This window comes from Candidatus Berkiella aquae (assembly GCF_001431295.2).
In the GTDB taxonomy this organism is placed as follows: Bacteria; Pseudomonadota; Gammaproteobacteria; order Berkiellales; family Berkiellaceae; genus Berkiella; species Berkiella aquae.
This window is the reverse complement of sequence record NZ_LKAJ02000001.1, coordinates 3,277,487-3,288,680: the sequence shown is the minus strand read 5'-3', so window position 1 is coordinate 3,288,680 and position 11,194 is coordinate 3,277,487. Positions and strand designations below refer to the sequence as shown.

Sequence of the window (11,194 nt, the reverse complement as noted above, 5' to 3'; positions counted from 1 at the left end):
AAGGGCTGAGCATGGGGTAAAAAGGCCTACTAGCTGTATTCTGGCGATAAATTTGGTTATAATTCGCGATTATTTTAATAAAAATGGATGGTTTGGCGCATATGCCTTTGGTGACCTTGAAAGATCTGTATTTCTCTGTAGGTGAGTTTCCGTTGCTGGATAATGTCAATTTTGATATTAACCCACAAGAACGTATAGCGCTGATAGGCCGAAATGGGGAAGGGAAGTCAACGCTTTTTCGGATTCTATCTCAAACTATCGCTGCTGATGCGGGCCAGATTATTAAGCCGAACTATCTACGCATCGCTATGTTAGCACAAGAGTTACCTGAGCTACATGAGATCACCGTTTATGAAGCCGTGTCAGAAGGGTTGGCTGATCTACGAGATGTCTTGCTAGCTTATCATCAACATATCTCACAGCTTGATAATCATGATGAAGCGTGGATTAATAAATTGAGTGATCTGCAACAAATTTTAGACCAACGAGATGGTTGGCAGATCCAGCAACGTGTTGATCGCGTCATACAAGCATTAGGGCTGCCTGCTGATAAAAAAATGTCAGAATTATCGGGTGGTTGGCGCCGCCGAGTTGCATTAGGGGCTGCCTTAGTAGAAGAGCCGGATGTTTTATTATTAGATGAACCAACTAACCATTTGGACTTAGACGCGATTCAGTGGTTAGAAACCATGCTGAAGCAATATCCCAAAACCTTGATTTTTATTACTCACGATAGGGCATTATTGCGCGCATTAGCAACCCGAATCGTCGAGCTTGATCGCGGTAAATTAATTTCCTATCCACCTGATTATGATGCTTTTCTTGCAAGAAAAGAAGCGGCCCTCGCTGAAGAACAAAGACATAATGCGCTGTTTGATAAAAAATTATCCGAAGAAGAACAATGGATAAGACAAGGAGTTAAAGCCAGAAGAACACGTAATGAAGGCAGAGTGCGTGCCCTCAAAGCATTAAGGGAAGAGCGTAAACAGCGCAGAGAATTAAAAGAAAAGCCCGTGTTTGCGATTAATGAATCTGCAACAACCGGTAAAACCGTCATCCAAGCACAGAATATTTTCTTTGGTTATGAAAACCGGCCGCCCTTAATTAAGGATTTCACCTTTACGGTCCAAAGAGGCGATAAGATTGCGATTGTTGGTCCAAATGGTTCTGGTAAAACAACCTTAATCAAATTGCTATTGGGATTATTGAAACCGACCTCTGGCATGTTAAAGCATAGTCCTGCAAATCAAATAGCGTTCTTTGATCAAACGCGTGATCGCTTACGTCCTGAAGAAACGGTGATGAGCAATGTAGCTGAAGGTGATGATTTTGTTGAAATAGATGGAAAAAAACGCCACATTGTTGGCTATTTGGGTGATTTTCTATTTTCGCCTGTCAAGTGTCGTGCTTTAGTAAAAACCTTATCTGGCGGAGAACAGAATCGATTACTATTGGCAAAATTATTTTCAAAACCTGCTAACGTTTTAGTACTCGATGAGCCCACCAATGATTTGGATATTGAATCTTTAGATGTGCTAGAGAACCTATTACTACATTATCCAGGCACGGTTATTATCATTAGCCATGACCGAGAATTTATCGATAATATTGCAACACATTGTATTGCTTTCACAGACGAAGGAATTTCTATTAATGTGGGAGGTTATAGTGATTTCCTACAAAGAAATGCCCTAATACAAAATGCCACTAAGGAAAAAGAAGTCAAAACGATAAAGACTCAAGCGTCTAAAAAAGGAGTTGAATCTAAGAAAGAACAAAAACTTTCTTATAATCAACAACGTGAACTTGCTAGTTTACCTTCACAGATTGAAAAGCTTGAGAAGGAAATTCAAGTGATTCAAAATCAAATGTGCGAGCCGAATTTCTATGACAAACCCAAAACGGAAGTCCAAACAATCGGTTGCAAACTGAGTGATTTAGAAAAGAAGCTGAGTGAAGCGTATCAACGTTGGGAAGAATTGGATTCGAAAGAATAAATAACTACTTCGACTAGACTGCTTCGTCGCTTATCAGCTCCTCGCAGTGACGTAACCCTGCGTCATTGCGAATGAAAGACAGCAATCTAAAAATTCCTAATTTGACTAGACTGCTTCGTCGCTTATCAGCTCCTCGCAATGACGCTCGCTACTTGTCCTCCTGGCATGAATTTTGTATGGTGGATAAGGATCTAGCCATATAAAATATTTCCTCCACACTGACAAATTGTTAGCTATAGTTAGGTTATAGGTCGTTACAATTTGTATTTCCCAGGAGGAAAACATCATGGGTAGAAATAAAGCGTCCTCTTCAAGCGATAAGCAATTTGCCGTCAAAATCTACACAACCGCTCTGGATTACGATTATCAATTTCCCTGGAAATCTCCAACAATATCACGCTGGACAGGTTCTGGTTTTGTGATTGAGGGTAACAAAATCATTACCAATGCTCATGTGGCAGGCGGATCGACTTTTGTTGAAGTTGAACTGGCTAATGACTCGATTAAATATGCAGCTAAATTAATGGCAGTTAATCATGAATGTGATCTTGCCATGTTAGAAGTGGAAGATGAATCGTTTTGGCAAAAAGCAAAATCCTTAGAAATTGGCGAGACGCCAACACAGTTACAAAAAATCGCGGTTCATGGTTTTCCGATTGGCGGAGAAGGATATTGCATCACAACGGGTAAAGTTTCAAGAATTGAAAATGATTGGTATGCGCATGGCGAGCAGATGCTTTTATCCACACAAGTGAGTGCCCCCATCAATCCGGGTAATAGTGGTGGGGCAGCAGTTGATAAAGAAAATAAAGTCGTCGGTGTTGTGCATCAAAGTCTAACCCGTGGGCAAAATATTGGTTACATGATTCCGGCGAATATTTTAAAACATTTTATTGAACAAGTTCGCACGAATAATATGGGATTTCCTTCGTTAAATTTAGATATTCAAAAAATGGAAAATCGATTCCTCAGAGAGAAATATGGCATGAAGGAACATCAAACTGGAATAGTTATTCGCAGCATCCCTCCTATGTCTTGTGTGAAAGATAAGTTGCAAGAAGATGACGTTATTTTAAAACTAAATGATCACTATGTTAACAATGATGGAACCGTCAATCTTGAATCGATTACACGCGTTGATTATCGCTATCTTATTAACAGTTCCAAGCTGGGTGATGAAATGGTGTTTACAGTATTACGGGAAGGCAAAAAATGCTGTGTTAAAGTTGATTTGACAGATACCTTTGATAGTACGCATACCATGATATCAAGAACACATGGTCAACCGCCTTCTTATTGCATCATTGCAGGCTCTGTGGTTGTGCAGCCAGTCTCAAAAAATTTACAAACAGACTGGGGCAGAAGTTATACCAATCAAGTCAAAAAACACAAAAATGAGCAAATATTGGTTATTAATACGCTATTAAAGAATCGATATTCACAAGGCTACGAAGGGCTTGCGGGTGAAATTATTGATTCCGTTAATGGTGTTGAAGTGCATACTATGCAGGAGCTGGTTAAGGCAGTAACAGAGAATACCCAAAAAAATCATCTTATTGAAACACGCTCAGGCAAACAATTGGTAATACCCAAACTCTCCATAGTAGAAGCTAATGAGTTGCTCAGAGCATATGATATTGAACATGATTGCTCTGCTGATTTAAAGACCACTTCGGAAGCTGACACGTTATTGGCAGAATTAACGCATCATTATATTCGGCCATTACAATTTTCAGAGTCAGGCGATTCTCAACTACCAATAGCCGCAAGCAGTACGGTCTCTATGCGAGAAAATAGTGGATATCGTTGTTTATGATTCGGTTTTTTTGGGGGGGAAGCATTTAGCAAGGAGTACCCCCCCTTCAAATAAACCAAGTAAAGGCACAGCAAGTAAAATTTGAGATACCACATCAGGTGGTGTTAATAACATGCCTATCACAAAGGCACCAACGATAATATAGGGCCGATGCTTTTTAAGCCCCTCAACAGAAGTGATGCCTGTTCTAATTAAGATAAAAGTCACAATAGGCACTTGGAATGAAGCACCAAAAGCAAAATACAATACCAGCACAAAATCCATATAGTGAGTCATATCGGTCATGACGGTAACGCCTTCGGGTGCGACCTGCATGAAGAACCCAAGGGCCATTGGTAAAACGAGAAAATGCGCAAATAGCATACCAATATAAAAAAGTGCCGCACTCATAAACACAATCGGAAATACCATGCGTTTTTCGTTAGGGTAAAGTCCAGGTGCAACAAAGCGCCATATTTGATAAAGAATAAAAGGAATGATCAACACCAGTGCCGTAAAAAAAGCTAATTTTAATGGCGCAGTGAAGGGAGTGATTACCTCGGTTGCAATGAGCATGCCGCCACTGGGTAATGATTTTAAAATAGGTTGAGCCAGCAGCGTGTATAAGTTGCTACAGTAGATTAACAAGGGGGTCAGAACCAAAGCATAGGCTAAGCAACAACGGATTAATCTTTGTCTTAATTCAATGAAGTGAGGTAAATATTTCTCCAGATTTTCCATATTTATCTCTACTGTTTGGTCGTTTTATTGAGTTCATCCTGAAACTCTTGCTTGATAGCCAGATAAGATTGCCTGGTCTTCCCCAGCCAACGTCCGCAAATTCTTGCAAGGGCTGGCAATCGTTCAGGACCAAAAACCCACAATGCCACGACTAAGACAACGACTAATTCACCAAATCCTACTTGAAACATTATTGTTCAATCGATTTTTTATCGGTATTGGTGTGGGGCACATTGGTTTCATCGGTAATGCCATGCAACCCTTTGCGAAAACCTTTAATCGCTTTGCCGAAATCTTCACCTAAGGTTTGCAATTTTTTGGTGCCAAATAAAAGAACGACAATCAGAAAAATTAAAATTAAAGAGCCTGGACTAATGCCGCCGATACCCATTGTTTTTCTCCACGTTAAAATTTAGGAATATTGCCACCACCAATGAGGTGTATGTGCAAATGAAAAATTTCTTGGCCCCCAGCTTTGCCGGTATTAATAATGGTTCTAAAACCACTTAAGCCTTGCTCTTTGGCAAAATTATTAAGAGAGGTCATCATATAACCCAGTAAAGGACTATGTTGCTCATTCACTTCAGCAAGACTATCAATATGGATTTTAGGGATCACCAGTAAATGAACTTTTGCTTTAGGGTGAATATCATGGATAACAAAAATATGATCATCTTCATAGATTTTATCCGTCGTGATTTTTCCTTGTACCATTTGACAGAAAATACAGTCAGACATATAACCTCCATGAAGAAAAAAGCAAACTCAATAAAGTATCCATGTAAACTGGAAAGAGTATACCTGTTTTACTTCAGCACACACCATAGTCCAATGACCGAACCTAGCCCTAATAACCACATTTTATAGGTTGTCATAAAGTGAGATATTTGTTCCAAAGAGGGATCGACATAAGCAATCGCTGCCATCATGGCAATCATCCCAACGCCAATAAGCTTTATCGTTTTGAGGGAGTGCCGTTTTTTCTTGAGTCCATGACGATGTAGGGGGGAATGGCGATAGCTAAGATAATGGGTTTCATTTTGCCAGAATCGCAAAATATCGTAGATAGCTTCGGGCAGCTCCGGCATTTTAGCGCTCCAAACCGGAAATTTATTCTTTAGCGTGTAATATAATGCTTTAGGACCAAAATGTTGAGTCATCCACTTTTCAAGATAAGGTTTAGCCGTGTGCCATAAATCAAGATCGGGATAGAGTTGGCGTCCTAAACCTTCAACGCTTAATAAGGTTTTTTGTAGTAGTACCAGTTGAGGTTGTACTTCCATTTCGAATTGTCTTGCTGTTTGGAATAAACGCAGCAGCGTTTGTCCAATTGAAATATCTTTTAATGGTCTTTCAAAAATAGGTTCACAAACCGTGCGAATCGCTGATTCAAAAGATTCAATGCGCGTATGGGGCGGGACCCAGCCAGATTGAACATGTAACTCTGCGACACGGCGATAATCTCGCTTAAAAAAAGCTAAGAAATTTTCACCCAGATAGCGCTGGTCTTCTGGACCTAACGTTCCCATAATCCCAAAATCAACAGCAATATAACGTGGATTATCGGGTTCTTCAGCGCCTACAAAAATATTACCCGGGTGCATATCCGCATGAAAAAAACAGTCGCGAAAAACTTGGGTGAAAAAGATCTCAACCCCGCGCTCTGCTAATCGTTTTAGATCGACTTGCTTAGCATTTAGAGATTTAATATCCGAAATAGGGATGCCATAAACTTGCTCGGTGACGAGAATATTTTTTCGGGAGTATTCCCAAAAAACTTGGGGTACATAAAGGCTTTGCGAATGAGCAAAGTTACGACGCAATTGTGAAGCATTGGCAGCTTCCCGTAAAAAATCTAATTCATCAAACAGGGTACATTTGATTTCTTCAACTACTTCAATGGGATGAAAACGTCTTAATCGAGGAATGGTTCGATGAATGATTTTTGCAAAAGATTGCAACAAAAGCACATCTTGATGAACTTGTTTGGTGACATTAGGGCGTAACACTTTGACAACCACTTTTGTGCCATCATGCAAAACAGCGGGATGGACCTGTGAAATGGAAGCGGAAGCAAGGGGTGTCATATTAAATTCAGCAAAAATAGCTTCAAGCGGTTGACCCAAGCTTTTTTCAATAATGTTTTTTGCTAATAAACCATCAAAGGGAGGAACGTTGTCTTGAAGTTTTGCAAGCTCATCTGCAATTTCGTCTGGGAGAAGATCTCGCCTTGTTGATAACAGTTGACCGAATTTAACGAAAATAGGTCCAAGCTCTTCCAGTGCTAAACGAATAGATTCTCCAGTGGGTTGTTGGCGAGCGCGAAACCAACGCCAAGGGAAAAAGATGATGAGCACTTTAAATGGACGAAACAGAGGGGTTGCCCAAACAATCCGGTCAAGCCCATGTTTGAGCAAAACAATGTTAATGTGAATGAGACGCAAGATCCGAGTGAAAAACATTTATTTTCCTTGAGTCGCTTTGGCGAGTAGATGGTCAATTCTTGCAGAGAGTCTTTCAACATCTAAACGCAGACTATCTACTTCGGAAAAGAAATCTTCAATTTCCATTCTCGTGGGGAGCCATTTTTTCTCATCTTGAAAATAAGCACCTAAATCTTGAGTTCTTGCATCAAATGTTTTTTTGAGCCAAGCATGACTTTGACTGAATCCTTCGCTTAACCCTCTGGCAATCTCACCACCCACCACATTGGCAATGGCGCCTTCAAAGTCCAAATCTAAATGTCGCCAGGTATCATAAAGTGCTTTGGCGCATTCTAAGTCGCCTCGAATATGTAGCCCATGCTGTACGCGATTTTTAGTAAAAATCATGCTGATAAACGCATTCAAAGGGCCGGAAAAAGTGGTATCACATTTCTCATCAGGTAAGGGTTCAATCACTTTTAAGCCATCGCGATGAATTTTGAAATACATGGCAGGAAATTGTTCGATCTGAAAACAGATCACTTTGCCTTCATGAGGCGCGAGAAATTGATAAGCTTCTTTATCCAGACGAGTGATAACGGCATTTAGCAAGGGCATAGTTCCTTGCGCAAAGCGGTTAAATAGATCCATTAGTATTTTATTCCTTGGTGAATTGCGACAATTCCGCCAGTTAAATTAAAATAGTGACAAGAATCAAAACCTGCCGCTAACATCATTGCCTTGAGTGATTCTTGGCAGGGATGCATGCGAATGGACTCTGCTAAATAGCGATAACTCTCGGAATCATTCGCAATGATTTTTCCTAAAAAAGGTAACATTTTAAAAGAATAAGCATCATACCAAGTCGATAGCAATGAAGAGGTAGGATGCGAGAATTCTAAAATAAGCGCACGCCCACCCGGTTTTAATACGCGTAAAATACTGGCTAAGGCTTTATCCTTATGGGTAACGTTGCGCAACCCAAATCCAATAATGATGCGATCGAAGCTATTATCTTGAAAGGGTAGACTCTCTGCATTAGCTAAAGCCAAATGGACATTACCAACCACACCACGGTCGATAAGACGGTTTTTGGCCACGGCTAACATATTGTCGTTAATATCAGAAAGCGTTAATTGTCCGCTTTTGAGTTTAGGTGCTATTAATAACGAGAGGTCCCCACTACCACAAGCCAAATCGAGCACATCGTGATGATCTCGAACTTGTAACAATGAAATGGCATGACGTTTCCAGAGGCGATGGATACCTAAAGACATCAGATCGTTCATAATGTCATAGCGGCTCGCAACGGAATCGAATACGCCAGCAACGAGCTTCTGTTTCTCGTCAACACGTACTTTTCTAAAACCAAAGTCGATGGTATCTTCTTTCATAATTATAAAATGAAACGGCTTAAATCTTGATCTTCAACTAAGGTAGTGAGTTGTTGTTCAACATATTGCTTATCGATCACAAATGTTTGATTGTTCATCTCACTGGCTTCAAATGAAATATTTTCCAATAAACGTTCTAAAACCGTATGTAACCTTCTCGCACCAATATTTTCAGTTCGTTCATTGACGTGCCATGCAAATTCAGCAATTCGTTCAATACCTTCTTGTTCAAATTGCACGTGAACCCCCTCTGTGCCTAATAATGCAATATATTGTTCCGTCAAAGAAGCATTGGGTTCCGTTAAAATACGGGTAAAATCTTTTGCATTTAATGCATCAAGTTCAACACGAATAGGTAAACGACCTTGTAATTCAGGAATTAAATCAGAAGGTTTCGCTAAATGAAAAGCGCCAGAAGCGATAAACAAAATATGATCCGTTTTAATGGTGCCATATTTTGTTGACACAGTGCAGCCTTCTACTAATGGCAATAAATCACGTTGAACACCTTCTCGTGATACATCCGGTCCGCCATGAGAGCTACGTTGAGTTACTTTATCGATTTCATCAATAAATACAATACCGTGTTGTTCTAAGCGTTCAACCGCCGTTGTTTTGATTTCTTCTTCGTTGATAAGTTTGGCTGCTTCTTCTTCTTGTAAGAGTTTGAGTGCTTCTTTAATTTTAAGCTTGCGAGCTTTGGCGCGATTCGGTGTTATATTTTGAAACATGCTTTGTAGCTGATTGGTCATTTCTTCCATACCAGGAGGCGCCATAATTTCTACGCCAACACTTGGCATTGCAACATCGATTTCAATCTCTTGCTCATCCAGTTTGCCAGCAAGTAGCTTTTCACGAAAAGACGCTCGGGCTGCACTGTCATCGCCAATCGTTTCAGAGGCGGGCGCTGATTTAAAACCGATTTTGGGTACTAATACATCTAAAACACGTTCATAAGCTGAGTCTTTAGCGCGTTCGGTTACTTGGGTTAGCGCTTGTTCACGCGTCATTTTATATGACATTTCTGCTAAATCTCGAATAATGGATTCAACATCGCGCCCGACATAACCGACTTCAGTAAATTTGGTTGCTTCTACCTTGATAAAAGGGGCCCTAGCCAATTTGGCAAGCCGTCTTGCAATCTCTGTTTTACCCACCCCTGTTGGGCCAATCATCAGGATATTTTTTGGGGTAATTTCATTACGTAAGCTAGGGGAAACCTGCATCCGTCGATAGCGATTGCGAAGTGCAATAGCAACCGCACGTTTGGCCGCCATTTGGCCAACAATGTGTTTATCAAGTTCATGAACAATTTCGCGGGGGGTCATAACAGAAGTACTCATAGATAACTGCTCGCAATTAAGTGTGAAGTGTTAGTGCTTCAATAGTGAGATGATTATTGGTATAGATACAAATATCGGCTGCAATCAGAAGTGATTTCTCTACAACCATTTTTGCATCTAAGGCGGTATTTTCTACGAGAGCGGTTGCTGCTGATTGAGCAAACGGACCACCAGAACCAATCGCAATAATGCCCTTCTCAGGCTCAATGACATCGCCGTTACCTGAAATAATCAATAAAGATTCTTTATTGGCAACCGCTAGCATTGCTTCTAATCGGCGTAACATCCGATCTGAGCGCCAGTCTTTAGCTAATTCAACCGCAGCACGTGTTAAGTGGCCTTGATACATTTCAAGTTTGCGTTCAAAACGTTCAAAGAGCGTAAAGGCGTCCGCGGTGCCACCAGCAAATCCAGCTAATACTTGGTTATTGTAAAGACGTCGTATTTTTTTGGCATTGGCTTTTAAAATTGTATTACCCAGGGAGACTTGACCGTCACCACCGAGTGCTACTTGGTTGTCTTTTCTAACGGCGACAATTGTTGTGCCTCTGAATTGTTCCAAGGTAGACTCCTAATATTCTATGAGTGGCCGGTAACTATCCAGCACCTTTTAAGAGCGTCCCTTTTTGGCCAATTTTGAACGAAAAAAGCTCTCAAATTGCTCACATGCTATGTATGCTGCGCATTTTCGACCCTCTTCTCATCCAAACTTGTCTCAAAAATGGAGGTTCCCCAAGGTTCATTTTTGGACTGAATAGATACGAATGGCCTTACATTATACGCGCATTTTTAAGACCAGGCCATTCAGAGCTTGAGTTTGTTGTAGGCGTTGTTGTAAGACGTGCGCTTCAGACTTGTTAGTAAATGGACCAACATATACTCGATGCCAGGTGTCACTAGGCGATCTCTCAAATGTTTGTATGCTAGCTTGCATTCCTGATAAGGTGAGTTGGGCTTTTAATTCTTCTGCTTGTTGTAAGGTTCGAAAAGCACCGACTTGCACAATAAATTTGGATTCAGTTTCAGCAGAGGGTGCAGGTGATGCTTGAGGAGTCGTTAATGCCGTGGTCTGCGGTTGCGTTTCTTGAGGCTGTGGTTTTGAAAGAGGCAAAGAGGGCTCTGCTTTCATTGCCAAATCAACAGTAGAAGTGGTGGAGTCGGGGGTATCCATCGTCATACTGGGTAATACGGTGTAAAAATCAAAGCGATGGCTCTTTTCTTCTTGTGATTGCGCACTCACACGCTGCTTTTGAGTTCCCTTTGAGCTGGTTTCTTCAATGGCAATAGTCGCTGTCTGTGGTAAGGCATGTTTGGCATTGAGCTTCCAATACAAGATTGCAGCGAGGGTGAGTCCCAATGTTAACCCCGTTATCATCCAAGCCCAAGTTGGCATGATGAGAGTCGAGCTGGCAGTATGCCCTCGTGATTTTACCGGAGCGTGCAGCCTGCGTTTTTTAGCGTAATCTTTTGTCATATTGGCTTGAGCTCATTAGCTATCTAT

Annotated in this window: 12 protein-coding genes; 2 read left to right on the top strand and 10 right to left on the bottom strand. The window is 40.9% G+C overall.

Annotated elements, in window-relative coordinates; genetic code table 11:
* Positions 1 to 101 precede the first annotated feature (101 nt).
* Together HT99x_RS14520 and HT99x_RS14515 are read left to right on the top strand one after the other, a co-directional pair.
* Positions 102 to 1,997, top strand: a complete 1,896-nt coding sequence (locus HT99x_RS14520; RefSeq protein ID WP_075065518.1) for an ATP-binding cassette domain-containing protein — start codon at positions 102 to 104, stop codon at positions 1,995 to 1,997.
* A gap of 286 nt (positions 1,998 to 2,283) precedes the next feature.
* Positions 2,284 to 3,813, top strand: coding sequence for a trypsin-like peptidase domain-containing protein (locus HT99x_RS14515; RefSeq protein WP_075065211.1), 1,530 nt, complete (start codon positions 2,284 to 2,286; stop codon positions 3,811 to 3,813).
* On the opposite strand, the gene tatC is transcribed toward HT99x_RS14515, so the two are convergent.
* The 10 genes from tatC to HT99x_RS14465 all read right to left on the bottom strand — a co-directional run bounded on the left by tatC (position 3,808) and on the right by HT99x_RS14465 (position 11,167).
* Complete coding sequence (gene tatC, locus HT99x_RS14510; RefSeq protein WP_083482782.1) at positions 3,808 to 4,533, bottom strand: twin-arginine translocase subunit TatC; 726 nt, start codon at positions 4,531 to 4,533, stop codon at positions 3,808 to 3,810. The genes HT99x_RS14515 and tatC overlap by 6 nt on opposite strands.
* 8 nt (positions 4,534 to 4,541) lie before the next feature.
* Positions 4,542 to 4,724: a Sec-independent protein translocase protein TatB gene (tatB, locus tag HT99x_RS14505; RefSeq protein ID WP_075065213.1), complete on the bottom strand. Its 183-nt coding sequence runs from the start codon at positions 4,722 to 4,724 to the stop codon at positions 4,542 to 4,544.
* Positions 4,724 to 4,924 (bottom strand): twin-arginine translocase TatA/TatE family subunit, encoded by a 201-nt coding sequence (tatA, locus tag HT99x_RS14500; protein ID WP_075065214.1) that lies wholly within the window; start codon positions 4,922 to 4,924, stop codon positions 4,724 to 4,726. The genes tatB and tatA overlap by 1 nt, the downstream gene beginning before the upstream one ends.
* Before the next feature lie 14 nt (positions 4,925 to 4,938).
* Positions 4,939 to 5,271: an HIT domain-containing protein gene (locus HT99x_RS14495; RefSeq protein ID WP_075065215.1), complete on the bottom strand. Its 333-nt coding sequence runs from the start codon at positions 5,269 to 5,271 to the stop codon at positions 4,939 to 4,941.
* Between the two features lie 68 nt (positions 5,272 to 5,339).
* Complete coding sequence (ubiB, locus tag HT99x_RS14490; protein WP_075065216.1) at positions 5,340 to 6,995, bottom strand: ubiquinone biosynthesis regulatory protein kinase UbiB; 1,656 nt, start codon at positions 6,993 to 6,995, stop codon at positions 5,340 to 5,342.
* Positions 6,996 to 7,607, bottom strand: a complete 612-nt coding sequence (locus HT99x_RS14485; RefSeq protein WP_075065217.1) for a ubiquinone biosynthesis accessory factor UbiJ — start codon at positions 7,605 to 7,607, stop codon at positions 6,996 to 6,998.
* Positions 7,607 to 8,353 carry a bifunctional demethylmenaquinone methyltransferase/2-methoxy-6-polyprenyl-1,4-benzoquinol methylase UbiE gene (gene ubiE, locus HT99x_RS14480; protein ID WP_102134622.1) on the bottom strand — a complete coding sequence of 249 codons (747 nt, stop codon included), beginning with the start codon at positions 8,351 to 8,353 and terminating at the stop codon, positions 7,607 to 7,609. The genes HT99x_RS14485 and ubiE overlap by 1 nt, the downstream gene beginning before the upstream one ends.
* On the bottom strand, positions 8,353 to 9,693 hold the full coding sequence (hslU, locus tag HT99x_RS14475) for an ATP-dependent protease ATPase subunit HslU (RefSeq protein ID WP_075065219.1): 1,341 nt from the start codon (positions 9,691 to 9,693) through the stop codon (positions 8,353 to 8,355). Before hslU ends, ubiE begins: the two co-directional genes overlap by 1 nt.
* 16 nt (positions 9,694 to 9,709) lie before the next feature.
* The gene (hslV, locus tag HT99x_RS14470) at positions 9,710 to 10,255 is read right to left on the bottom strand and encodes an ATP-dependent protease subunit HslV (protein ID WP_075065220.1); all 546 of its coding nucleotides are present in this window, start codon (positions 10,253 to 10,255) and stop codon (positions 9,710 to 9,712) included.
* Positions 10,256 to 10,468: 213 nt separating this feature from the next.
* Positions 10,469 to 11,167 carry an SPOR domain-containing protein gene (locus tag HT99x_RS14465; protein WP_075065221.1) on the bottom strand — a complete coding sequence of 233 codons (699 nt, stop codon included), beginning with the start codon at positions 11,165 to 11,167 and terminating at the stop codon, positions 10,469 to 10,471.
* Positions 11,168 to 11,194: the final 27 nt, after the last annotated feature.

Coding starts and splice junctions, on each gene's coding strand:
- tatC (WP_083482782.1), bottom strand. CDS start 4,533: ATGGAAAATCTGGAGAAATATTTACCTCACTTCATTGAATTAAGACAA.
- HT99x_RS14520 (WP_075065518.1), top strand. CDS start 102: ATGCCTTTGGTGACCTTGAAAGATCTGTATTTCTCTGTAGGTGAGTTT.
- tatA (WP_075065214.1), bottom strand. CDS start 4,924: ATGGGTATCGGCGGCATTAGTCCAGGCTCTTTAATTTTAATTTTTCTG.
- HT99x_RS14465 (WP_075065221.1), bottom strand. CDS start 11,167: ATGACAAAAGATTACGCTAAAAAACGCAGGCTGCACGCTCCGGTAAAA.
- hslU (WP_075065219.1), bottom strand. CDS start 9,693: ATGAGTACTTCTGTTATGACCCCCCGCGAAATTGTTCATGAACTTGAT.
- HT99x_RS14515 (WP_075065211.1), top strand. CDS start 2,284: ATGGGTAGAAATAAAGCGTCCTCTTCAAGCGATAAGCAATTTGCCGTC.
- HT99x_RS14485 (WP_075065217.1), bottom strand. CDS start 7,607: ATGGATCTATTTAACCGCTTTGCGCAAGGAACTATGCCCTTGCTAAAT.
- HT99x_RS14495 (WP_075065215.1), bottom strand. CDS start 5,271: ATGTCTGACTGTATTTTCTGTCAAATGGTACAAGGAAAAATCACGACG.
- ubiB (WP_075065216.1), bottom strand. CDS start 6,995: ATGTTTTTCACTCGGATCTTGCGTCTCATTCACATTAACATTGTTTTG.
- tatB (WP_075065213.1), bottom strand. CDS start 4,724: ATGTTTCAAGTAGGATTTGGTGAATTAGTCGTTGTCTTAGTCGTGGCA.